This window comes from Paraburkholderia sp. BL27I4N3 (assembly GCF_003386115.1).
GTDB lineage: Bacteria > Pseudomonadota > Gammaproteobacteria > Burkholderiales > Burkholderiaceae > Paraburkholderia.
Genome location: NZ_QREJ01000001.1, coordinates 2,648,859 through 2,671,677 on the forward strand (window position 1 = coordinate 2,648,859; position 22,819 = coordinate 2,671,677).

General features: G+C 62.2%; 18 protein-coding genes and 1 pseudogene. 3 read left to right on the forward strand and 16 right to left on the reverse strand.

Annotated elements, in window-relative coordinates; all coding sequences use genetic code 11:
- Positions 1 to 106: 106 nt before the first annotated feature.
- A complete protein-coding gene (locus B0G71_RS12205) occupies positions 107 to 724 on the reverse strand; it encodes a YceI family protein (protein ID WP_116142044.1) in 618 nt (205 codons plus the stop codon).
- 350 nt (positions 725 to 1,074) lie between these two features.
- Here B0G71_RS12205 and B0G71_RS12210 point away from each other — a divergent pair, with 350 nt between their 5' ends.
- Complete coding sequence (locus tag B0G71_RS12210) at positions 1,075 to 1,737, forward strand: FadR/GntR family transcriptional regulator (RefSeq protein WP_258875565.1); 663 nt, start codon at positions 1,075 to 1,077, stop codon at positions 1,735 to 1,737.
- Between the two features lie 34 nt (positions 1,738 to 1,771).
- Here B0G71_RS12210 and B0G71_RS12215 read toward each other — a convergent pair whose 3' ends face one another.
- Together B0G71_RS12215 and B0G71_RS12220 are read right to left on the reverse strand one after the other, a co-directional pair.
- The gene (locus tag B0G71_RS12215; protein ID WP_116142048.1) at positions 1,772 to 3,388 is read right to left on the reverse strand and encodes a methyl-accepting chemotaxis protein; all 1,617 of its coding nucleotides are present in this window, start codon (positions 3,386 to 3,388) and stop codon (positions 1,772 to 1,774) included.
- Positions 3,389 to 3,477: 89 nt separating this feature from the next.
- Positions 3,478 to 4,563: a porin gene (locus B0G71_RS12220; RefSeq protein ID WP_116142050.1), complete on the reverse strand. Its 1,086-nt coding sequence runs from the start codon at positions 4,561 to 4,563 to the stop codon at positions 3,478 to 3,480.
- Positions 4,564 to 5,192: 629 nt separating this feature from the next.
- On the opposite strand from B0G71_RS12220, the pseudogene B0G71_RS12225 reads away from it, so the two are divergent.
- Positions 5,193 to 6,028 (forward strand): annotated as a pseudogene (locus B0G71_RS12225) (DUF6537 domain-containing protein); the annotation flags it as partial.
- A gap of 684 nt (positions 6,029 to 6,712) precedes the next feature.
- The gene (locus B0G71_RS12230) at positions 6,713 to 7,141 is read left to right on the forward strand and encodes a hypothetical protein (RefSeq protein ID WP_116142052.1); all 429 of its coding nucleotides are present in this window, start codon (positions 6,713 to 6,715) and stop codon (positions 7,139 to 7,141) included.
- A 168-nt stretch (positions 7,142 to 7,309) separates the two neighbouring features.
- Here B0G71_RS12230 and B0G71_RS12235 read toward each other — a convergent pair whose 3' ends face one another.
- The 13 genes from B0G71_RS12235 to B0G71_RS12300 form a co-directional block, all read right to left on the reverse strand.
- Complete coding sequence (locus B0G71_RS12235) at positions 7,310 to 8,323, reverse strand: relaxase/mobilization nuclease domain-containing protein (protein WP_116142054.1); 1,014 nt, start codon at positions 8,321 to 8,323, stop codon at positions 7,310 to 7,312.
- 1 nt (position 8,324) lies between these two features.
- Complete coding sequence (locus tag B0G71_RS12240) at positions 8,325 to 8,861, reverse strand: plasmid stabilization protein (protein WP_116142056.1); 537 nt, start codon at positions 8,859 to 8,861, stop codon at positions 8,325 to 8,327.
- Positions 8,862 to 8,869: 8 nt separating this feature from the next.
- Positions 8,870 to 10,375 carry an LPD7 domain-containing protein gene (locus B0G71_RS12245; protein WP_116142058.1) on the reverse strand — a complete coding sequence of 502 codons (1,506 nt, stop codon included), beginning with the start codon at positions 10,373 to 10,375 and terminating at the stop codon, positions 8,870 to 8,872.
- Between the two features lie 58 nt (positions 10,376 to 10,433).
- Complete coding sequence (locus B0G71_RS12250) at positions 10,434 to 12,290, reverse strand: PriCT-2 domain-containing protein (RefSeq protein ID WP_116142060.1); 1,857 nt, start codon at positions 12,288 to 12,290, stop codon at positions 10,434 to 10,436.
- Positions 12,287 to 14,023, reverse strand: a complete 1,737-nt coding sequence (locus B0G71_RS12255; RefSeq protein ID WP_116142062.1) for a type IV secretory system conjugative DNA transfer family protein — start codon at positions 14,021 to 14,023, stop codon at positions 12,287 to 12,289. The genes B0G71_RS12250 and B0G71_RS12255 overlap by 4 nt, the downstream gene beginning before the upstream one ends.
- Entirely contained in the window at positions 14,020 to 14,421 is a 402-nt protein-coding gene (locus tag B0G71_RS12260; RefSeq protein ID WP_116142064.1) for a hypothetical protein, read from the reverse strand. Before B0G71_RS12260 ends, B0G71_RS12255 begins: the two co-directional genes overlap by 4 nt.
- A gap of 7 nt (positions 14,422 to 14,428) precedes the next feature.
- Entirely contained in the window at positions 14,429 to 15,547 is a 1,119-nt protein-coding gene (virB11, locus tag B0G71_RS12265) for a P-type DNA transfer ATPase VirB11 (RefSeq protein ID WP_116142066.1), read from the reverse strand.
- Entirely contained in the window at positions 15,544 to 16,788 is a 1,245-nt protein-coding gene (gene virB10 / locus B0G71_RS12270; protein ID WP_116148544.1) for a type IV secretion system protein VirB10, read from the reverse strand. Before virB10 ends, virB11 begins: the two co-directional genes overlap by 4 nt.
- Positions 16,781 to 17,611: a TrbG/VirB9 family P-type conjugative transfer protein gene (locus B0G71_RS12275; RefSeq protein WP_116142068.1), complete on the reverse strand. Its 831-nt coding sequence runs from the start codon at positions 17,609 to 17,611 to the stop codon at positions 16,781 to 16,783. Before B0G71_RS12275 ends, virB10 begins: the two co-directional genes overlap by 8 nt.
- The gene (locus tag B0G71_RS12280; protein ID WP_116142070.1) at positions 17,608 to 18,312 is read right to left on the reverse strand and encodes a virB8 family protein; all 705 of its coding nucleotides are present in this window, start codon (positions 18,310 to 18,312) and stop codon (positions 17,608 to 17,610) included. Before B0G71_RS12280 ends, B0G71_RS12275 begins: the two co-directional genes overlap by 4 nt.
- 198 nt (positions 18,313 to 18,510) lie before the next feature.
- Positions 18,511 to 19,206, reverse strand: a complete 696-nt coding sequence (gene virB5, locus B0G71_RS12290) for a P-type DNA transfer protein VirB5 (RefSeq protein ID WP_116148546.1) — start codon at positions 19,204 to 19,206, stop codon at positions 18,511 to 18,513.
- Between the two features lie 14 nt (positions 19,207 to 19,220).
- A complete protein-coding gene (locus B0G71_RS12295; protein WP_116142074.1) occupies positions 19,221 to 20,384 on the reverse strand; it encodes a type IV secretion system protein in 1,164 nt (387 codons plus the stop codon).
- Positions 20,384 to 22,819: a VirB4 family type IV secretion/conjugal transfer ATPase gene (locus B0G71_RS12300; RefSeq protein ID WP_116142076.1), complete on the reverse strand. Its 2,436-nt coding sequence runs from the start codon at positions 22,817 to 22,819 to the stop codon at positions 20,384 to 20,386. Before B0G71_RS12300 ends, B0G71_RS12295 begins: the two co-directional genes overlap by 1 nt.

Sequence of the window (22,819 nt, forward strand, 5' to 3'; positions counted from 1 at the left end):
GACTTGAAGGGCTCGGCCAGTCGCACGGCCTGTGTGGCCAGCTGGCGAAGGACTCGAGAGCGATAAGGCGGACGCAGTTGTCGGGATACGGAATTGATGCGTGTTTTTACGAATGCACGTGTGGCACGCCAGATGAGGCCTGGCGGGTCACTTCCGCCGCGATCTTCAGACGGACGTTGTCCGACAGTGCATGAGGGATCGCATCCATCCCGTAAGCACTGCGACTGATGCTGGCCGTCGCCTCGAACCCGATCACCGGGCCCAGCGTCCAGGGGTTCACTGCGCGATCGATCAGCGCCGCATCGAAGGTGGCCGGCAGCGTGATGCCGCGAATGGTGAGATCTCCGTCGATCACATACTGGCGCTCCTCTGCCCGCCGCACGGCGCGGGACCCGAAGACGATCTTCGGATGTGTCTGCGCATCCAGCCAGTCGGCGCCGCGCAGGTGTTCGTCGCGCATGTCGAAGGCCGTGTCGATCGACGCGGCGTCGATTTCGAACGACACGCTCGAGGCCTCGATACGCTGGTCGTCGAACGCCAGCTGCGCATCAAAACGCCCGAAGATCCCGGGCGTGCGCGTAAGCCCCAGATGACGGACCGAAAAGCTGATGTGGGTATGTGCCGGCTCGAACGTCCACGGCGCGCGCGCCGACGCCGTACCCGGCTCGATGACGGCGGCCTTCGGCAACGAAGTCCATAGCAATGGCAACAGGATGTTCAGCATGCAGTGTCTCCAATCCCACCCTTGGGACCGTTCTTATGAACCGAATGCTAACCGCCAGAACGCATCAATGCAAGCATTGAAACGTATCTCTTTAGTTATTGATGCACGTCTAAACCATATCGCCGGGGCGTAACGGTCGAATTCAATGGCGGAATCGTGCATAATGACCCACGCATTGATGCGTTCGATCGCGCATCAATTAACCGTGACCGGCGCGGTGCCGCCCGATTCCCACGAACGGGACTGCGGGGCGCGCGGCCTGTGCGGTTCGTCTTTACAAGCGGATGCCATAATCGGGCAGGAGAGCCTCCCGGCGCTGGAGGTCAAGGAATATGTCGGAACAAGCGAACATGATCGATCAGGATGTGCTGCGACTACGCGAGTACATCGAGGGCCACGTGGCCGGCAGCGCAGACCTGCGTCTGCCACCAGAACCCAAGCTTAGCGAGACGCTCGGTGTCTCGCGGGGGCGGCTGCGTACGGTGCTTAAAAGGCTGGAAGACGAGGGACTCATCTGGCGACACGTCGGCAAGGGCACGTTCGTCGGTCCCAGACATGTGAAGCCCGACGACGAGACCTGGTCATCCTCGATCAGCGTCGACGACATCATGGACGCCCGGCTCGTTCTGGAACCCCAACTGGCCGCGCAGGCGGCAGTCCACTCCACGGCCGCCGACCTCGCGGCGATGGACCAGTGCCTGGCCGACATGGCGGATACAGCGCCATTCATACCGTGGAAGCGCCTGGACGAGCACCTGCATCGGATCATTGCGGAATCGACGCATAATGCCCTGCTGCTCATGCTGTACGACACGATGCGGTTGCAGGTGCGTCTTAATCTGGACACGCGCATGGAAGAGGTATTTACGTCCCAGACGGGACCTCGACACGATACCGATAGCGAACACCGGCAAATGGTCGATGCGATCCGGACGCACAACCCGGCGCTGGCCGAGCAGTTGATGCGTGAACATCTGCGCTCGGTGAGAACCCGGCTGTTTGGTCTGCGCTAGAACCTGGGAGCGGCGTCAGCCGATGACGCCTTGCTCAGGCCCCGAGCGGTGCGGTGGATGGACCGTTCCGGATCCCGACGAGGCCCGCCTCCCCGCGCAGCGGCCGTGCGGCCAGCCTGAATACCGCCACGCTGGCGCTGAGCCGGCTCGCCTGCTCTTCCAGCGCGCTTGCCGCTGCAGCCCCCTGCTCAACGAGCGACGCATTGCGTTGCGTTATCTCGTCCATGCTCGTCAAGGCCCGACAGATTCCTTCGATACCGCGGCTCTGCTCATCAGAGGCCGTCATGATCTCGCCAACGATGGTGGAAACGTCGCCGATTGCCTGCTTCACGCGGGCCATCGTCTGACTTACCTGCGCAGCCTCTTGCGCGCCGCCGCGGACCGTCGCGACGGATGAACCGATGAGATCCTTGATTTCGCGGGCTGCAGACGCCGAACGTTGCGCCAGGCCGCGCACCTCGCTAGCCACCACAGCAAAGCCGCGTCCCTGATCGCCGGCGCGCGCCGCCTCGACGGCTGCGTTCAGCGCCAGTATGTTCGTCTGGAACGCAATGCCCTCGATAACGCCGGTAATCTCCGAAATCCTGCCCGAGCTCGCGCTGATCCTGCCGATGGATTCAAGCATGCGCTCGACCGCCTCGTTGCCGGCGTGCGCGAGATCGCTCGCGTTAGAGGCAAGGTGGTCGGCATGTCTCGCGTTGTCGGCGTTCTGCCTCACCGTCTGCGTGAGCTGCGTCATGCTGGCAGCCGTCTCTTCCAGCGACGCAGCCTGCTGTTCAGTGCGCGCCGACAGGTCCTGATTGCCCGCCGCGATTTCTCTCGACGCGATGGCTATCTGATCGGAGCCATCGCGCACCGATCCCACCATTTGAGCGAGGTTCAGATTCATGCGCCCCAACGCTTTGATGACCTGCGCCGGCTCGTCGTCGTGCGGCGTTTCAATGGCACTGGTGAGGTGGCCCGAACCGATTGCCTCGGATACACGAACCGCGTCAGACAGTGGGCGCACGATCGAACGGGTAACAGCCAATGCCAGACCCATACCGAAAAGCAGCGCGCCGAGTCCACACACGACCAGCCACAGCAGCGCTTGCCGGTAGGCCGCATCTATCCTGGCGCGCGCCGCCGACATCTGTGACTCGGCATACGCCGCGAGCCTGTGCTGCGCCAACAGATAGGTGTCCTGCACCGTTGAATCCGATCCATAAAGCGCCACGGTGGCTTCGGCTTTCCGACCTTGCATGGCAAGCTGGATAACTGTGCCAACATAACGGCCATAGCGCTCGCGTGCGGCGACGACATGCTCATAAAGCTGTTTGCCTTCTCCTGTGTCGAGCAAGGTTGAGAGCTGGGCCAGATGCGCGTCGGATCGCTTCCGGTCCTCCTCGAGTCCTTTCAGGTCGCCCGCCATCGACTGGACGTCAGTGCGCAGGATCAGGTTGCGGATGAGGCGCGCGCTATCGAGGTCGAGCAGCGCGTCCGCGTGAACAGCGGCCAGGGCCGCATAGACCTGCCCAGTGGCATATCCGGCGCTGCGCCGCTGCGCATTGAGACCTGACAGGCCCATGCACACCGCAATACTGTTCAGAACGAGGACAATTCCGAACCCCGCAGCGAGCCGGGCACCGATCCTCCAGGAAAGCATGTTCATTATGCTTCGTTATCCATATTACATTTGGGGTAAAGTGGCTGGCAATGACCGACCGCGCTCACTGCGCGACCGGCCATTGACGAGTGCGATCAGAACATGTGCATGATCCCGATCGTGGCACCGGTGGTGGTTCCCGCAGGCGCAAAGAGCGACGTCGTCCCGACTCCGGGCGTCAGGCCCAGGTTCGCCTTCCCGTGATTGTTCACCACGCCGACTTGCGCATACACGCCCGTGCGTTTCGACAGGAAATAAGTCGCGCCCATGGCACCCATCAGCGAGTGGCTTGATGAGTCGTTGCGATCGCTGACGTACCAGACACCGGCATTGAGGTCCAGTTGAGGCAACGCGAAGTAATCGACGCCACCGCCGTACACGTTGTTGGTCGCGCCGCCCTGGACCTTGAAACTTTCGAAAGAAGCCTTCGCGGTGACGGGGCCGAACTTGTAGGCCGCGCCGATCACCCGTCCCACAAACGGCACATTGCCGGGGGGAACGGTGACCACCGACCCGCCGGCGTTGCTGTCGAAAAAGGCAGCGTCGAGCGTCAAGCCGCCCAACTCGTACTTAAGACGTGCGGAATACTGACGGCCCGACTGGAAGTTCCCGGCTACGCCGCCGAATGAGTACATCGCGCTCGCCTGGAGACCGTACAGTTCCGGGCTCGTATAGGAGATCGCATTCGAGCTGAACGAGCCCGTCACGCTGACGTTGTTGGAATAAATGGCCAGGATGCTGCCGAACTCCGAAAAGACACGCGGATCGAGCGCCCAGGCAGACAGGAAAAATGGCGAAAACTGCAGGCCTGCCTTGACCTCGCCGAAGCCGCCCTTCAGCCCGACGTAGGCCTCGCGGCCGAACAGGTTGCCATTGCCGTTGTTAAATCCGCCGTTGGAGAAGCCAATGCCGCTCTCGAGCTTGAATATCGCCTTGAGCCCACCGCCGAGATCCTCCGTACCCGTCAGGCCGAATATGGCTGGTGCAACCCCGCCGTTCTGGAAACCCACAAATTTGCCGCCGTCACCCCCGGTTGCCATATTCAGCGTCTTGCTCAGATAGAGGACGCCAGTGTCCGCAATACCATACAGCGTGACGCTGCCTTGCGCATGAGCCGATACCGCAAGCAGAAAACTCGACGCTACTGCGGCCGCCGTCCCGACAACGCACCTCCGATCCATGACTGTCTCCTTGATTTATTTGCCGCTTTCGCAACTTAGTTTGGATTACACAATATCGGATCGATACATAGCGCCCGTCAGATAACAGCTTTCCGACACAGACTGGGCGCCGTGCGAGCCCTACGAGGCTCTCACACGCCCAAACGCCATAACGTTGCCAGCGAATGCGACGCTCCGGCCGTCCGCGTCCACCGCTGCCAGGACGGACTTGAACGTTCATCAGGTTCTGCGGGCGGTTGGCTTCGACTAGCGGACCACCTGCAAGTTATCACGTCAATATCGATACGATAAGACTCATAATATGCCTTTGCCTCTTGCATAACAAGCGGATTACCCCTGGCTATAGCGCTTCTGAACGTAGGAAAAACCCGACTTATCGACACGATACGACTCGTATATAAACATGCTGCTCGCAGCGTTGATGCCTGGCCAACGCTTGCAGGCAATCGACGGACTTACACATCGCTTTCAAACCGGCGAGTGAATACGATGGCCTCTTCGTCATGAAAAGCTCGCCCCCCGGACGAAATATTGCGGAGTCTCGCATCGAGTAACTCGGGATTTTCGCGAAGAACTTCGCCACCGGGGCCTTTCCATGGATAGTCACATTGGAGATGCTTCCGCCGTTCCTCGCGCTCGCGCTGTTAGGCGACACGCTCTATGCCAATCCCCTGTTGCTCGGCTTTGCCTAGCAACGCGGCTGGCGGCCGCTCAGCTACGACAGTCTCGGTCGCGCGATCGAACTGAATGGCATAGCCGTCGAAAAGAATCGTCCGGCGTTCGAATGGGGCCGCTATCTCGCGCAGCACGGTGAAGCCGCCGCGGATGGCTTTACGCCGCTGGTCGGCAAGTAGCAAGCCATTGTCGTGCAGATGCCCGAATCGCTGGACCGACTGATCCAGCGCAATGTCGCACGGCTGAGCGTCTATCAGAATCCGCGCTATGCCGCGCGCTATGTTGGAGCCGTCGAACGGCTGCGCGAGAAGGAAGCGGCTGCTGTGCCCGGGTCGAAGCTTCGCCTCACGCCGGTGGTCGCGCGCAATCTGGCGAAACTGATGACCTATAAGGACGAGTACGAAGTGGCCCGTCCCTATGCGGACCCGGCCTATATGGACAAGCTGTGCGCTCAGTTCGAAGGCGAGCCGGTTCGCGATTACAAGCTCGGCGTTCCATCTCGCGCCGCCATTGCTCGCCGAACGCGACGAACAGGGCCAGCTGAAAAAGCAACGATTCGGGCAATGGACGCTCAAGATATTTCGCGTGCTCGAAAAATTCAGATTCCTGAGCGGTACGAAGTCCGACGTATTTGCCAAGACGGAGGAACGGCGCAACGAACGTGATCTGATCGGAGCAGTACTTCGCACTGGTCGACGAATTCTGCGCGACGCTGGATATCGCGCGTTTCGATGCGGCGCTCGAGCTCGCGAATCTGCCTGACGAGATTCGCAGTTTCGGCCACGTCAAGGCACACAAGTGGCCACTACGAACTCCCTCATTTCGATTTCCGCACCGGGCCATCTGATTGCAAGCCCGATCAACGTGGCGCTTGAGATTGACGTTCGCCCCGTGGGCGGTTCCCCGAAACCTCGGTCGTCCCAAAATCGTGTACGCATAGCACTCTATTAAGATAAGTTTTCTTACCGTAATAGCTGTATTTCGGCCACTAAGTCGCCTGACGCAAACCAAGCCCCGCAAGACTCGACTGATCCTTGACCGTCCGCCGTCTTGCAAACCGCTTGTCGCAAGTTCGAGTCTGCAATGGGCGCTGCGATCTGGCATGAAATATTTCGGTTGGCTAAGTATTTCAACTACTCCTTTTCAGCGATTCGCAGACAACGACAGCGTTCCCGCACTCAATGTACTCCTCTCCGTTAAACCGGTGAAGCACCCACATGATCAGTGGCAAGGACCCGACCACAGTTTTGCTGTGGACGCACGGAGACAGCGATCATCCTGTCGCGTTCTCTGACAATCAGTGACCGGCATAGTGATGTGCCACGCCGTGTGTCCAACCACACCATTCTTGACCGCCCTACGAAAGCCAAGTTGCATTCGTCTGACGACCGTCTATATTGGGGAGAAGATAGCGAGACATGTCTTTCCCGCGAATCCACCGCTGAAAGGAGCACCTCGCAAAGGAGAATGTCGCATGGACATCCTGAAGCTCGCCATAGTCGTGGCTATCCTGTGCGGAGTTGCAAAGGGAATCCAGCTATTCAGTCGCCATTGCCAGCGTCGCTTCGCTTACAGTTTCTTTTCGGTGCGTGGCTTCTGGCTCGAGGCAATCGGCATCAATTTCCTCTGGTGGGGATACTATTTCTGGGTAACTGCCCCGCTTCGCCATACGCAGCCGTCCGGCGGACTTGTCCTCATGGCGATGGGCCTCGCTATGGCGATCTGGCTGGTAGTTGAAAACGTTCGTGACACCGACTTTCTTCACGGCATCGGCGGCTCGTTACTCCAGTTCGTACTGTTTTTCCCTGTTGCCCTCTACGGTATTCCGCTTCTCGTGATCGTGATGTTTTTCCTGCTTTTCGCGACTTATAAGGGCGGCCCTGCATGGTTTGTCGATCCATAATCGTTGAATATGGGCTCATCAGTCGGCGCCCGCTCACGGCCGCATGACGAACAGTGCCGCGTCGTCGGCAAATATCTCCATATGTCAGAGATGCGGCGGAAAGCGCAAAAGCAGGATATCGGCGAGACGCCGCTTGCCGCCGATCCGAGGCAATCTGGCATCTCCGCATCAACGCTCGACGTCCGGTCCTGTTTTATCGGGTTGGGCGTCACGCTCCGGCACTATGGGACTTCCACCGACGGGCTCCCTTTCCGGACGCGGTTCAATAGCTGGCGCATCCCGCTGCACTGGCATTGCTTTCACGAAATCCACAATGTCGACAGCCATCGCTCGATCCGCTCTTGTGGGCGAGGCTGCCATCATCTGCGCTACCTCCCGCCACGCAGCAAATACTCCATCGTGAGACTTCCAGCCTGCCTGCCTCTGCTCCATGCTCGCGCCCGCCCGCCAGTACATCGGCACTTCTCCACGCGCCAGCATGTGCGCCACACCCTGACTGGGATAACGCTGCGTAATACCGCGCGTGCGCCGGGGTGTCGCATTCGCCTCGACGCCGTGCTCGCGAAGCTGCTCTGCGAACCGTTCACGCCAGCGCCAAAGATCCTGCTTACGCGGATTGAGACGCCGACCATCCGGCCCACGCACTTGCACGCTAAGATGGATATGCGGATGAGCCTCGTCGTCGTGCGCCGCAAACACATAAGCGCGCCCATCCCCGAACTCGAGCGCTGCGAAATTCCGTGCAGCATCGCGCACGGCCTGTCGGTTCGTCCCCGGCGGCATCGACAGCAGAATATTGAATACCTCACGACGGGTATTCGTCTCCGGAATCCCCCACCCTCCAAGTTGCCAGGTCCGCATAAGGTCACGTACAGCGTCGGCACCAGCAATCGAGTCCCCGTTCTGGTCTTCAAGTTCGACCTGCCCGTTGCGGGAGATGTAGCGCAAGTGCCGACGCACCGCGCCCATACCCTGAGCACTCGACGCCTTGTTGGTGATTTTGACCATGACTTCAGGCGAGCGCCTGAGTGTCCGGGCCAATTGATCGCGCGTGCGCGTGGCTTCATCACGCATGCCTGCACCCGAAAGCCGCTGCGCGCGGGCATGCCTGAACGGTTCCTGAAACAGACGGTCGCCCCAGTTCAAAAGCATCGCATCAATGTAGACCTTCGGATAAGGCATGTCACCGACTCCATCGATCAAGATTCGCGCGAATTATGGCTGCCACGGCGCGCAGATGAAGATCTATCACGTCCCGGATTGCGTCCATATTCCCACCCCCGTTTCGTCCGATATCCGCCAAACTTCCGTCACGCGCAATCTGTCCAAGCCACCGGTTGATCGCAGCAAGGTGCCGGTTCGAATCCGTCAGCACCTGCATCTCCTGCACGCCGAACTGAGGTTCCTTCAAGAACTGCGCTCGGATCAACGCCACAATCCAGCGGTTGCTGGTCAGGCCCGACACCACTGCACGCCGCTCGACCGCCTCCTGTTCAGCGAGCGTCAGCCTGATCTCGATTCGAGTGCGAGAAACGCCGACAGCACTCCATCGGGGATTTGCTTCGGCACGGATGTCCGTGTCGTCAGCATCGGCACGCAGTGCGGATGCCATCAGTTGCCGCACGCCTTCACCAACCGTCATGCCCCTGCGCGCGCACCATTGATCCCAACCCGGCCGCATTTCACCAAGTTCGACGCACAGGCGTTCGCGCTGAGGCATGGCTCCCTCTAGCGCGCAGGTGAGGGTTCGGTAGGTGTCCGCTCGATCTCGCGGACCGATGCACGCCCGTCACCCGGCCGTGCCCGGCGGTCCCGCTCCGAAGGTGCTTTCGGATCAAAGACCTTCGGCCGCGGCAATGGGATACCCTCCCTGCCAAACGCGTCCAGCATCTGTTCGGCACGCCGCTGCACGCGTGAAATCGACCGCGCGCTAAACCCCTGCTCCCGCATGGCGCCGACCAGAACCGCTAGGTGAAGAACCTTATCCTCGTCGGATATCGTGGAAGGCTGACGCTCCTGCCTGTCCTCGTTAGTCGGGTTGCCAATAGGAGCGGTGGCACGATCGAGTGCGCGCCCGGAGCGGGAAACAGACCCGGCCGCCGAGCGTTCGCGCTCCACCACTTCGACCTGCCAGGTATTGCGGTAAGCGTCCTTCTCTTCCTCGCCCACCACCATGCCGCGGTCATCAAGGATCGGCACATTGACAGTGACGAGCCGCCGACCCAGGTTTTCCAGCGCGACTTGCTGCCCGGGTTCAGCATGCGACTCCAGCACCGCCCGTTCGAGATCCACACCCCAGACAACGTGATCGGCACCCGTCGCATCGCGGAACACCGCGTAATACGAGTCGCTGCGAGCCGGGTTGTTCTGATAGGGTGCGCGGCCATGTTCGCGCAGTTCGCCGGCATACCGCCGCGGAGCATCGGGCTCGTCGCTACTCGCCAGCTGTCGTCCAACCCGGCGCGATCCCACATGTTCTCCGGTGCGGGACGGCGCCGCGCGAAATGCGTCGCTCACCTCCTTAGGTATTCCGGCTGTGGACGCGGATGCGGGCGCCGACGTGCTGGTCTCTTCGGCACGCGCTTGCGACGTGGCCGCGTGCATCGACGCATCGGCCTCGAGCCGGTTGTTCATGCGCGACTGCCGGGCATCCGCCAGACGCGCGAGGTCTGCTGCTTTCGGCTCGTAGCCACTTACCTCGATGCCGAGCAATGTCCCCCGCAGCCACACTTCGCTTCGGAATACCTCATGTCCCGACACTCGAACCCGACGCCACGATTTTGCCGCCACGATGTCCATCATCGACTCCACCACATCCGGCCGATTGTGTTCCGTGACGAGGTACGGTCCCACATCATCGAACGCGAGCTGATACGGCGCATCTTTGAGGAAATACTGGTGACCCGCACGCAGATATCGCTTACGAACCCGTTCGGGCGGCTGATCGAGTGGCACGCGCGCTGTGTCATTAGTCCCCGGCGGCGCATCTGCGGTCGGACGCATACCGGGCTGCCGTACCACCCCGGCGTCATCGCGGATCGTCTGATCACGCAGACGTGCCCGCGCCGCGTCAAATTCGCGGCGGCGCCGGACTGATACAGCGTCCACCGCGGCGGCGTCCAGTTGACGGCTCCGACCATCGTTACCGGACTGCTCCGCAAAGCCCGGACGCCCGGGAATATCCTGCTCGATCACGTTGATGACCGGAGCGGTAAAAGGTGATGTTTCAGTCATGATGCGATCTCTTCCTGATCAGGTACGACTCGCCACAACCGGCGACACGTGAGACGGTTTAGCGGTCCGGCCCGGGAGGATCCTGCGACGCCGCCCGCTCCTTTGACTGCTCCAGCGCCGCCGCGCGTGCTTCGCGTATTCGTGCCCACGATCGCGCCTGCAACTGGTCGAGCATTCCCTCGAGGTTCGGACTGAAATTCAACTCACGCGCGGATTTCTTGAGTGAGCCGACGGTGCGCTCCAGCAGGTCACGCGCCCGATCCCACGGATAGACCTTCGGCCGGTCACCGTCATAACCGACCTGCAATTCCGAGCCATTCAGCCGGGCGTTCTGATCCATCCATCTGAGCCGGTCGGAGGCGAACTCCATCTGCGCCTTTGGATGAAAGACGACACTGCGCGCCGCCACCTCCTGGATCAGGTAGTGCTCAGTGTTGAACACCTCGCCGCGGTAGGGGCCGCCGTTCTCACGGGGTGTCCCCATGCGCAACGGTGTGCCGAAACGATGTTCGGCCAGCGCCCGGATCTCGTTGGGCACATCGGCCACTTCGAACAGCGGCTCACCCACCGGTGGGCGTATCGGCGCCAGACGTCGCGACTCGACCGCAGGAGAACCACCAACCGGAGGTACCACGGAAGGCTCGGTTGGCGGGCGCTCTGGAGTCGCTGATTCGCTCGTCGGCGCAGAGGATTCCGGCATGTTGTGCTGCTTTGGCTCGGTACGCTTCGACGAGCGACGACGAGAAACATCCTCTGCATCGTTCACCAAGGTTTCTTTCACGCGGCTCATGATTTCCTCCTTCAGGTCGTCCAGCTTTCCGCCGGTTGCAATACCTACTGTCGACTCCATACCCACAGCCGCCAGCCCAACATCCCGGTACGCGATTTCCCGCAGGCAATCGCCCACATCCCCAAAGCCCGACAGCACCGCCATGTCGTTAAAATCGGTCGGCACCTTGTCGTTGATACGCGCGCCGCCGGCGAATACCGGCAGTGCCAGACGAGCCTGCGACTCTTCCACCGCCTGACGGGCTCTGCTCTCGCCCGGCCCGAGATCCCCAAGCACAACCAGCCCGACGTCGGGATATCGTTCGCGCAGGATTGCGGCGACCTGAGGCAGCGTCCCGCTCGACAGCGTCGCGAGTGACGGCCAGTCCGTCGCCCGGTAGGCGGACAGTACGGTGGCCATGCCCTCGCCGATCAGGATCGGTGCGGAGGGGTCTCCGGCAGCCGGTGCCGGCCCGGCAATCCAGTACCCACCCTTCTTGAGGCCACCTGCCAGTGAAGATTTGAGGCCATGTTCGTCGATCAGCTCCAGCGTAGAGATCGCCTCGCCGATCCAGAATGGCACCACCAGCACGCGTCCCGTGAGCGGCTGCTCTTCGCTCGCTGGCGCATAGCCCAGCAACGCGTGCAGTTCAACGGCCTCCAGCTCACGCAGTGCCGGCACCGGCTGGAGGTGCTTGCGTACGAGATACGGGTGTTCCGGACCGACTGGTCGCGCCCACTGCCAGATTGCCTGCGCTTCGCTGGCTACCGCCTCATGACGGGCCTGCTGCCGTGCCTCTTCACGTACCCGCCGTTCAAGCACTTCGGGACTCACCGCAAATGTTGTCGCCATCCGGTCGGGATAATGCGTGCGCTTCAGATCGAAACCGTGCTGCCGCGCGAGCCAGAACAGCGAGGCGAGCGTCTTGCCACCCGACTCCTTCACCGAGTGCCACGTGGTGCGCGCAGCACGCTCGTTGTAATTGCCGGCCGTACGGCTCCATTCGTCCCAGATCTCGAAACCAGCGTCACCAAAGCCGTTCTTGAGCGCAAATGCCATGTCTACCCACGTACCGTATTCGTCCGCGGGAATTACAGCGAGCGCAGCACGCGCGCGTGCGGTCTCGTCAACATGCGGTGCACTCATTTCCGGCCTCCCTGTATCTGCACAACACCCGATCTGGCGGCGGGCACAGGTCTGCGCTTCGCACGAATGGGTTTAGCTGGCACCAGATCCGCGACGTCGAGGTCCGCCACCGACAAGCGACGCTTCGCCTGCGCAAGCCGTGCGGCCGGGACACCCAGCAGCATGAAGTGCCGTTCGACATAGGCTGTCACTTCGTCCTCACTGAGATCAGCCAGACGCGGCGGCAGGTCGCGCGGATCCCAGGCCTGCAGCACTTCCAGATACTCAGCCGGCAGATGAACGAGGCCGGCGCCTTCCGGATCGATCTCCTCGGGCTGCACCTCGCGCAGCCGCCGCTCGACCTGGGCACTGAAACGCGCGAGATTCATCGCAGGCACCGATGGTGCGCTTAACACCCGCGAGGCAAAGACGGGGTCACGCCAGTAGGAGATCCTGTCGGCGAGGATCGGCTTGGTGTTCTCCAGCACGATGATTTCCTTGTCGCGCCCGAGCTCCTTGATCTCCTGCGGCAACAGTAGCGGCCTACGCTGCTCCGATATGCTCTCGCTCGATCCGCCCCGGCCACCGAAGATCGCGTTCGAACGGCTGATGCTACGGGACTGATCTGTGAAGGTGCCGAGCATTTCGGAGTAGTCGTTCGCATCTTTCTGCTCGCGCGGTGCATACAGGATCTGCATCGCGTGGTTCGTCAGGAAGGTACGTGCGTCGGCCCGGCCGTAGACGGATTCGAGTTGCGCAACCGACTGCACAATGGAAAGCAGGCGCAGGTTGTAGCCAGCCATGTAAGCGACTGCGCGGGCGATGATGTGGATCTTGCCAATCGCCGTCATCTCGTCGAGCAGCAACAGGCACTGGAACCGGAGTGCGGGATCGGCCTCGGGCAACTGCTTCGTGTTGAGATTGACGACCTGCGAAAACAGCAGATTCACGATCAGGGCTGCTTCCGACAGGTGATCGGGTGTGATCCCGATATAGACTGACATCCGACGGCGCCGCAGGTCGCGCGGATCAAAGTCGTTGGCGCTCGTGGCCGCATCGACAATCGGATTGGCCCAGACTGTGAGCGGCGCGTGGAACGTCGCGAGAATGCTCGCAAGTACCTTGTCGTCGTTCGACAGGAATCGGTTCAGCGCATCGACACATGGCCCGGTCAGCAAACCGCGATGCTGGACAAGCGCACGCTGCAGGTACGCCTTGACCGGCATGCCGTTGCCCGACGACTGCCGCAGCACCTCTCCGATCGTGACCGGGTAATCGGTAATCGACTCGCCCTTGCCCGCCCGCCGCGCATCGCGCCATTCGCAGAGCAGCAGCACGATGCCGAGAAACAGGTTGCGCGCCTGGTCCTTCCAGAAATCATCGTGCCCACCCGGCGGATACAGGGCATAACCGATCGCGAGGATGTCGCCTACTCGGAAAAGCCCGTCGGAGATTGCCGATAGCGGGTTGTATCGATGTGTGCGGCCGTCCTCGGCGAATGGATCGAACAGGTACACCTCCTGCCCGTGTGCGCGCCTGAACCCAGCGGTCAGCGCATAGTTTTCGCGCTTGACGTCGAGTACCACAACTGAATCGGGGTAGCTCAACAGGTTCGGGATCACGATACCCACACCCTTGCCCGAGCGTGCGGGGGCAGCAAGCAGCACGAACTGCTGACCGGTGAAGCGCAGATAACGCCCGCGCCATACGCCGACGACAATGGCTGGTGCATCCACATTGGGTCGCGCGTTCATAGCAACCCCGCGGCACGGATTTCCGCTTCGCTTGCAAACCGGGCACTGCCATAGACGCGCCGACGCCCAGAGTGCTCCCGTAGTGTGTAAAGCCCCATCAAGGGCCCTCCCACCGCAACGAGTAAGCCCAGAAGCGCGGCACCCGCCAGGCGCCGGCCGCCGTGCGGCATCCGGCCGTCATGCCAGGCAAGCAGCGCATCGCGCCAACCCCATAGCTCCGCATGGAAGGGATTGAGTCGCAGGCTCGCGTACAGGAAGAAGGACGCGAGCCACAGCGAAGCCACCAGAGCGCCCGTTACCACCACCAATATCACGAGCGTGACCAGGGCGGTCCGCGCGTGATGCGCTACCGTGTCGGCGGCTTCCACGTGAGTCAGGGATCGATGGTTCGTGTTCATGCCGTTCTCACGCGAACGCCGTGCGCACCTTGCGCACAGGATCGAACCAGATTTCCGTCATGCCCCAGCGCTTGCCGATCTGCTTACCCGCGCCGTTGTAACGGGCGTGCGCTTCCATGTGCGCGATCACGTCGATGGTCAGAAACAGCAGGCGCTTCAGCGCGGCATCGTCGTATGCGGCGGCTTCGGGATGCTCTTTCGCCATCAGGGCAAAGCGTTCGATCGCAACCGTTGCACTCGATGCGTGATAGCTGGTGATCGAGCCTGCGTGTCCGGTTGTCAGCAACTTCAGGAAGTCATAGGCTTCAGCACCGCGCAGTTCGGCAAGCAGCACGCGATCGGGCCGCATGCGCATCGTGCTCGCGATCAGATCGGCCGGCGTTACGCGCGCCTGCCCGTGCCCACCCTTGCTGTACAGAAGGTGGACGCAGTTCTCGATGTGTCGGATAAACAGTTCCCGGACATCTTCGATCGTCACGATCCTCTCGGTTGACGGAATCGACCGGCACAAGGTTTTCATGAAGCTGGTCTTGCCGGAGCCCGTATTGCCGACGATGACGATATTGAGCCTCCCGGTCACAGCCAGCCGGAAGAACGTGCCCCAGTCCCGCGCCTCCAGGCACTGGACGAGCTTGCGATCCTCAGGGCGCAGCGCCGGCAGCGCCGCGTCGAGGCCATCCGGACGATGCCACACGGTGTCGTCGAACAACCCTTCGTCGCGATACATGTCGAGGCCCTTTTCGCGTGCGGACGGCCGGCGGATCGTGACCGAGACCGTACGCGGTGGCACGACGGGCGGTACCACAATCTGGATACGCGCGTCGCCGGGCAACAGCGCGGACAGAACGGGATGCTGGGCCGACACCTCCTGGTTTGTGAGTGTCGCGACCGCCACCGCGAACGACATCAGACGCTCGTAGTCAAGATCGGTATAGTCGTGGCCGTGCCAGCCGAGGTGTGTCTCTGTCAGCACGCGCTGCGGCCGATTGATGACCAGTTCAGTCACATCGGCATCGTCGAGCAGTGGCGCGAACGGCCGCATCAACTCCCGAACGGATGCGTCATCGGGAAGGCGCGCGAGCACCGCATCGCCGGAACGATCCTGAATGGCAGCGCGGGCGATCATGGCGTGCTCCCCGGCTGGAGCGCATAGACCGATCCGAAATCCAGGTCGCGAGCCACGACAATCGTAAATTCGGCTCCCTGCTTCTGCGTCAGCGTCGGCGGGATGTTGATCGTTCTGTCGAGCACCCGCGTGGCCATGTCGTTGCCCTGCTGCTGCGTGTTCTCGTAAACGACGGACCCATTGCTGTTGCCGCCGCGCGTGGCGAGATAGCCGATCGCGTCCTGGGTGAAGCCGAGCAGCATGGCCGCGCCGATACGCGCACGCCAGTGGTTATCCACGTACCCGTCAATCCCCATGCGCCCGAGCGAGTCAGCCGCTGGCGAATCGATCTCGACGGTCACACCGTGAGGCGTCTCGATGCGGGCCGAGAGGATAAAGGTCCGCTTCTGCCCAGGTGCCAGGTTCGAGCGATATTGGCTGTTGATCTGGGACCCGCGCTCGATCAGCACCACCCGCCCGTCATCGGAATAGACGTTCTTTGTCACCGTGCAGCTCGACAGCCCTGCCTCGGTCGAATCAAAAGCCGTGTCGCCTGCGCAGTCGATCTTGGCACCCTGCGCAAGGATGAGGCTGCGGTTACCCAGCATGTCCGCGCGCACCCGCGGCGTGGCGGTCGGGGTCAACGCCTGGGCAAGTGCTCCGGTCCCGCTCTGACCGGGTGCGGCAGCCGACCCGGCAGAGACGGTTGCCGCCACCGACGAGGCTGCTTCCGCGACTCCGCCAGATATACCCGCCGCCGGGAGCGTCCCCGTCGCGCCACCTTCCTGGCCCCCCGCCCCGGACGTGCTGCCCGCCGCGAGTAACGGTGCATCGTAGTAGCTGCGAGCAGGTGCCCGATGCTGAACCGAAACAGGTGGACGGCCCACGACTGGCACCGACCCCGGGACAGGTGCGCTTGCCACGGGTGGCGCGGATGCCGCGCTCGCCGCAGCCGGCGTGTCCTTGAACACGCGCCCCTGAGTCGATGTTTCCGCCACGGCATCGCGATGCGCTTTCGCTTCTGCGTCGTGACGCGCAAGGAACGTGTGAATCGTCCAGACCGCGCCGGCACCGGCTACGAGGACGATGACAAGCGGCGTCAGCCACCAGGCGCGCGGGCGCGTGCCCCGGTACTGCCCGAGCACCGGCATACCGCGATCAGCAGACGCTCCGGGTTCACCGGCGGAATCCCTGTCACGCGCCTCCCGGCCTCGATCAGTGGGGTCATCCGGTTCGATCGTGTTGCGGGTATCGTCATTCATCATCGCGACTCCGCAACACGCGTTTCACGCCGCTAACCGTCGTGCCATTACTGGGCGGCACGCCATCCATGTCATACGCGTCGTTCCAGATACCGACAACCTCCTCACCGAGACGTAACACGAAGCGCTTCGCCACCTCGTGAACGACGATCGTGTCGCCTTCCATATGTTTGTCGACCACGCTTTCCGTACCGTCGTCCGCCACCCGGAACGTCGCCGGGATGCGCCGGTTGCTGGGAATGCGGATGTACGTGAACCGGCCATCATCCCAGGCCGCAGTCGGCGCGATATCGTCCGAATGCAGCATGGCCTGCATCGAATAACGCGTGTTGCGTATCGCGGGCGACTGGGCGAGGCGCCGGGAAACGACTTCAGCATCGGTTTCAGCCTGCGCCTGAGCCTTCATCTCCCCCGGGTACACGAACGTCACGCGATACATCTCGTCGCCGTTTGCGAACCTCGCCTTCAGCGGCAGCACCACCAGATCGAAGCTGTAGCTGCGTTTGTCCGTACGGATTTCGAGATTCGAGTCATGCGCGGCAAGCTGCGGCTTCAGGTACACGTCGTGTTCCCCCCTGTTCGCCACCACCTGCCAGCCGTCGCGGTCACCGGGCGCCACCACCTGGATCTGTTCGTGCGGATCAAGCGCAATATGGGTGGCAAAGCCGCGCTGCGCTTCGATACGCACAACGGCGTCAGACGCATACACGATCTGCCGGACCCGCGAATCGTTGGACCAGCCAGGCACGTCATACGCGCGGGCGGACAGGCTCACGACCAGCAGGCAAGCAAACCAGAGCACCGGGACAGAAACTGCTCTCATGGCGTACCTCCCGCTGCCGCGGTCGAAGCCGGCGGCGTATATTCGGGATCGCGGCTGTAAGCCGTCACCCTGAAACCGAACGGATTCGCGACCGCAACGCTTTCGCGCGTGAATACCGGTGGGCGGTAGGTGTAAGCGAGCGTGATCACAAAACGCTGCGTGGGCTCGGCGTTCGCCTGGCCGTTTTTAAACGTCGTGCGCTCGAGATGCACCACCGCATGCCCTGGTTCGTCGGGCGGCAGCGTGGTCGAGAGAATCCGCACACGCCGTTCGGTGCCCGGACCAAGCTGCCGGTCCAGCGCATCCGGTCCGCTATAAATACCCCGGTAATCACGTGCGACCACGTCATCGCTCATGGCCAGCACGCTGTCGTAATCCATCTGCAGCAGGCCCCAGTCGAAGCGCTCACGAGCACGCACGTACGCCTCGACCCAATGCTTGTCCTGGATTTCCTTCGTGTGCACATGACGCGCATCGAGCACGTCGATCACCTGCGACTCGCCTGTCAGGCGATCAACCTCGATCGGTAACGGCACAACCCGGTAGAACGGCACCATCACAGCAAGTGCCGCCGCACTGAGCGCCGCAACGCAGACTGCGGCGTAGGCAACATGCCATGCCCGCCGTTCGGAGCGCTCCTGCAGATGCGTCAGCGACGCCTCGATGTCAAGTACCCGCCCATAGTCTCCGTGCGCGCTCATGATCCGGCTCCGACGGTCGATGCGGCGGGCGGTTTCAACGGAACGGATGACGCAGGAACGGGGAACACGCGGTTGATCGGCACGCGATGTGATCCATCCGGCAGGACGGGCTTCGGTGAGCCTGACGAACACCCACTGATCAGGATAACGAAATTTACCAAAAATGATCCAATCAGAATTCTGTACATGGCCGTCCCCTCAGTTCCCAAACGAGGCCGGCACCATCTGGTCCTGCAGCCGGGTAGTGTTCCCTGCACGGCTCAGTACCAGCTCGCTCTGCTGCTCGGCGACCAGCCTGTCTTCCGTCTCAGCCAGCATCCGGAAAAGCTGCAGTTTCGTCATTTCGCTGCCGACCGTCGTGGTCTCAGTCTGGATGCGCGCCTGCAGCTCCGCCACGCCCTTCGGGTCCTGCGTCACGTCGATCTGCTGCATTAGGCTCTGGATCTGGTTCAGTTCCTGCAACTCGGTCTGATACGCCTGCAGGCCGAACGCCTTGTCCTGAAACGGCTTGTTCAGCGCGCGCTGGCACACCTGCTGGTCGATACCCGCCTGGTCCTGGCAGTTGTAAATCTCACTCGCCGAGCGCAGGGACTGAGCGCTCCCCGTCAGCCCGTCGTAACCTCCGTTCTGAACCGCGGTATAGACGCTCTGCCAGTTCGACGGCAGCGAGCTGGCAACCACGGGATTAGCCAGAAGCGCACCAAAGCCGCGCGTGCCGACCGTCGACTGATAGATCTGGATTTCCTGCTGGACCTGCTGCTCAAGCTGGAGCACTGTCGCAATGGCCTGTGCCACGTTCTGCGCGTCGAATACCGGAATACCCTGCGCATGACCCGCGGAAGAAAGCCCCGCCCATATGGCGGCGATACCGGCTACCCTGAATCGTCCTGTCATGATGATCACCTCACTCAACTACCCTGCTGTCCGAGGTTGGCGCGCGCCGCGCGTTGATACGCGGGCATCGAACCACCTCCTGAATTTCGCGATCCGCCGTCTGGGCCCGTCCGGTCGCGGATCGTGCCGCCTGGGCGCGGACCGTTTCCGCTGCGATTGAGTGCCTGTCCGATCGCGGTCACAATGCGGCGCGACGCGACACCGGCGACGAACGCACCGAATCCGGATACCGTGGCGCCGCCGGACAGGCCGGATGCCACAGAGGGCAACTGCCAGCCAACCATCGCCAGGAAAATCGCGGTCGCAAACATGCCGAGTGCCGCGCCCCACGCGGCCGACGCCTCCAGCGCCGCCTGACCCGCTGCAACAAGGGCCGCCGGGTTGGTACCGGGCGCCGACGTTGTCACCTGGAACGGTGCAAGCTCGGTCGAGAATGCTGTCAGGGCCATACCTAGGAAAGCCGCAACCAGCACCTGCAGCAGGGCGTAATTCGCGACTTTGGCGGTCCACGCTTCGAAGAAGCGGGCAGTCGGTGCAAACGCGGCGCACGCTATGAACATCGGTCCGATGCCGAGCACAAGGTCAAGCAGCATGCGGCCCATCAGGACCTCGAACGCGAGCACGATCAGGAAAATCGAGCCACCCACGGCGGCCACGAACCCGCACACGATGTCGCCAATAGCCGCGGCAAGTCCGCTCGGGCTGAGCCCTTCATGCGTGGCCTTTTCAGAATAGGCATCCAGCACGAGATCGATCTGCTGGTCGTAGCAGTCGAGGGTCTGGTAGATACTGGTGGCGCTAGTTGCCGTCACGCTGCTGCCGCTGACTGATCCGCATCCGGGATTGCCACCGCCCGTCGTGTTCGCCGCGTTCTGGATCGCCTGGGCGAGGCCCGCCGTCGCACCACTGATGGCCGTCACGACCTGCTGCTGATAGATGCCGCTGCCGAGCGCGAAGGTGAGAATCGCGGCAACCTTGAGCCCGCGCCACGCGAACGCGGGCACGGCTTCCTGCGCCTCGCCCCGCACGATCGCCAGACCATAGGCGATGACCCAGATCGTGACGGCGGTGGTCACAACGGGGACAAGCGCGCCGGACAGCGCGGACGACACGTTCGTCACGTAGGTCGACATGCCGTTCTCGAGCGTGCCGCCGATCGCGGTGAAGAGGCCACTCATTACACGCCTCCCCGCTGCGCTGCGCGGCGCTTCGCCAGTTGCGCGTGGAAAACCGGCAGCCACACGTCGGGGTCGTTGCCAACCTGTGCGCGGATCGTGTCGAGCAGTTCGACGTTATCGGTGGTGCCAGACAGCACATCGAGCACATCGCCCACGCCCGCAAGATCAAGCCGCCCGACGGCCGAGCGGTGGCCCTGCTTGACCAGGAACATGCGGCTGTTCTCGCCGAGATTGCGCACAATGTTGAACTCGGCTTCGGTCAGCTTGAAACCGTGCACATAATCATCGTAATCCGCCCGGGGGTTCGGCAGAAAGAAGAAGGTCGCGCTCTGCTCGACCAGTGCACGCGCAATATCGCTGCGCAGCACATCGGCCGGCGACTGCGTATCGAAAATGCCCAGGCCGTTCTGCTTGCGGATCGTCTTCTGCTTGTTCTTCGCGAAATCCGTGAAGACGGGGTCGGAGAGCCGTTTCCAGAACTCCGTCATCACATAGATGAAGCGCCGGCCATCGATCAGGCTTTCCGTCAGATGCAGCAGGTACATCGTGACGGGCGTTGAGACTTCTGCGTCATCGAGCAGCTCGGTATCGTCGAACCCGAAAAGACCCGAGCGCGCAAGATCAATTCGGTCGGTCGGGTTGTCAAGCACCCAGCCGAGCCGCCCGCCCATGCACCATTTCGCGAGGCGCGCATGCAGGCTGTTCTCGCCCACGTTTGGCAGCAGTTGCCGCAGCATCGAAAGGCGTCGCAACGGCTTGTCCATGCGGGCGACTTCCCGCACCGCGCGCGAGATGTCGAGCTCGTCTTTCGCGGACAGCGGCCAACCCGTGTCAACGAGCTTGCGCACGAGCCGCTCCCAGAAATCGAGCACGGATTCATCGGGTGTCATCTGGAACGGGTTGAGCCCGGTCGGCACGCCACGGCGAAACACGGTGTAAGTGCCGCCCATCGCGCGAATCGCGATCTCGGTACCACGGTCCTTGTCATACAGCACGGCCGTGACGCCGTACTTCATCGCCATTGCGAGCAGGAACAGCTCAAGCACCGTTTTGCCCGCACCGGCCTGGCCGACGATCTGGGTGTTGGCGAGCGCCTTTGCATCGGCCGAATCCTGCTTCTCCGGTGTGACGTGGAAATTCAGATACAGCGGCTGACCGCTCGGCGTCCTGACGATCGTGATCGCCTCGCCCCATGGATTGCCGTCGCGTTTACCGGTCGCAAAGTTGTGCAGGCTGGACAGTCCACAGAAATTCCGGGACGTGAGCTTTGCCTCACGCGGCCGGTAGCGCCAGTTGCCCGGCAGCTGCGCAAACCACGCGGCATCGGCCACGAGATCGATCAGCGCCGTCTGGAATCCAGCGTCGGCGAGCTGCGTGCGCGCCTTCGCGACGTGCTTCGACACGTCTCCAGGCGTATCGGCCAGTACGGCAAGCGAATAGTGATACTCGCCAAGCACGAAATCGCCGTTGATCAGGTCATCCAATGCCTGATCCATCGCCCCTATCTGGGAGAGCGCCACATCTTCGCCGGCAATGAGCTGGTTGCGCTGCCGCTCGAGCGCTTCCTTTGCGCCAGGCTTGTCGAGGACGGTGAAGCTCTGCGTTTCGATATATTCGAAGTCGCCGTACAGCAGGCCGTTGAGCATGCCGGGCTCGGTGTCTTCGGGGTAATCCTTCAGGTCGAGTAACGCGGCATACCGTGTCGCGGCTGGCATGCGGATCTCGACCTTCTCCACTCCGACGAACAGGCGGGAGGTCGGCAGCGCCTCACGGATTGACCCCGAGGGAACCGGCTGCGGCTCCCAGACGGCATTGACGAGATAGCCAAGCAGTTCCAGCGCCGACGAATACCGGCGAGGACGCCGGGTATGAAGGCCTGGCTTTCGATAGGCCCCGAGCGCCACCGGATCATAGGATTTCAGGCTTGATTCGAGTTGAGCTGCCAGCTCGTCCATTGCCTTGAGTGCTTCATGCTGGTCGTGCCGGATATCGTCACGCGTGCGACGCGCAGCCCGACTGAATACGCGCCCCAGCTTCGTGCGGTTCGGCCGGTAGACGAGCGTCAGATAAAGCTCGTTTGCCATCATCCGGTAGCCTGCGAAGCCCGCGTAATAGCGTGTCGCCAGTTCCTGGCAGAATCGGTTGCCGTATGGGGTGGCAAAGTGATCCGACACGCGCCGACGCAGACGGTGCGACCAGAGTGCCACGTGGCCCCCGGGTAGCCCACGCACCAGCTGGTTGAATCCGTCGTGACGCACGAGGATGTCGGCCGGATCGGTGGCCTCGAATGCGATGCCCGCAAGCTTCCAGATCCGCAGGTAGTCGCCCTCGCGCGTGCTGATCACCTGATCCGTCACGTGCGTCGAATACGGGATGGTGTCGGCGAGTGCCACTTCGCGGTTCGCGACGGCGACGTGTTTCGCGGTAGCTGGCAT

What these genes read in the sequence shown, in the direction of transcription:
- B0G71_RS12300 (WP_116142076.1), bottom strand. Translation starts at nt 22,819, where the DNA reads ATGCCAGCTACCGCGAAACACGTCGCCGTCGCGAACCGCGAAGTGGCA.
- B0G71_RS12220 (WP_116142050.1), bottom strand. Translation starts at nt 4,563, where the DNA reads ATGGATCGGAGGTGCGTTGTCGGGACGGCGGCCGCAGTAGCGTCGAGT.
- B0G71_RS12250 (WP_116142060.1), bottom strand. Translation starts at nt 12,290, where the DNA reads ATGAGTGCACCGCATGTTGACGAGACCGCACGCGCGCGTGCTGCGCTC.
- B0G71_RS12215 (WP_116142048.1), bottom strand. Translation starts at nt 3,388, where the DNA reads ATGAACATGCTTTCCTGGAGGATCGGTGCCCGGCTCGCTGCGGGGTTC.
- B0G71_RS12280 (WP_116142070.1), bottom strand. Translation starts at nt 18,312, where the DNA reads ATGAGCGCGCACGGAGACTATGGGCGGGTACTTGACATCGAGGCGTCG.
- B0G71_RS12295 (WP_116142074.1), bottom strand. Translation starts at nt 20,384, where the DNA reads ATGAGTGGCCTCTTCACCGCGATCGGCGGCACGCTCGAGAACGGCATG.
- B0G71_RS12240 (WP_116142056.1), bottom strand. Translation starts at nt 8,861, where the DNA reads ATGCCTCAGCGCGAACGCCTGTGCGTCGAACTTGGTGAAATGCGGCCG.
- B0G71_RS12275 (WP_116142068.1), bottom strand. Translation starts at nt 17,611, where the DNA reads ATGAGAGCAGTTTCTGTCCCGGTGCTCTGGTTTGCTTGCCTGCTGGTC.
- B0G71_RS12235 (WP_116142054.1), bottom strand. Translation starts at nt 8,323, where the DNA reads ATGCCTTATCCGAAGGTCTACATTGATGCGATGCTTTTGAACTGGGGC.
- B0G71_RS12255 (WP_116142062.1), bottom strand. Translation starts at nt 14,023, where the DNA reads ATGAACGCGCGACCCAATGTGGATGCACCAGCCATTGTCGTCGGCGTA.
- virB5 (WP_116148546.1), bottom strand. Translation starts at nt 19,206, where the DNA reads ATGACAGGACGATTCAGGGTAGCCGGTATCGCCGCCATATGGGCGGGG.
- B0G71_RS12210 (WP_258875565.1), top strand. Translation starts at nt 1,075, where the DNA reads ATGATCGATCAGGATGTGCTGCGACTACGCGAGTACATCGAGGGCCAC.
- virB11 (WP_116142066.1), bottom strand. Translation starts at nt 15,547, where the DNA reads ATGATCGCCCGCGCTGCCATTCAGGATCGTTCCGGCGATGCGGTGCTC.
- B0G71_RS12230 (WP_116142052.1), top strand. Translation starts at nt 6,713, where the DNA reads ATGGACATCCTGAAGCTCGCCATAGTCGTGGCTATCCTGTGCGGAGTT.
- B0G71_RS12245 (WP_116142058.1), bottom strand. Translation starts at nt 10,375, where the DNA reads ATGACTGAAACATCACCTTTTACCGCTCCGGTCATCAACGTGATCGAG.
- B0G71_RS12205 (WP_116142044.1), bottom strand. Translation starts at nt 724, where the DNA reads ATGCTGAACATCCTGTTGCCATTGCTATGGACTTCGTTGCCGAAGGCC.
- B0G71_RS12260 (WP_116142064.1), bottom strand. Translation starts at nt 14,421, where the DNA reads ATGAACACGAACCATCGATCCCTGACTCACGTGGAAGCCGCCGACACG.
- virB10 (WP_116148544.1), bottom strand. Translation starts at nt 16,788, where the DNA reads ATGAATGACGATACCCGCAACACGATCGAACCGGATGACCCCACTGAT.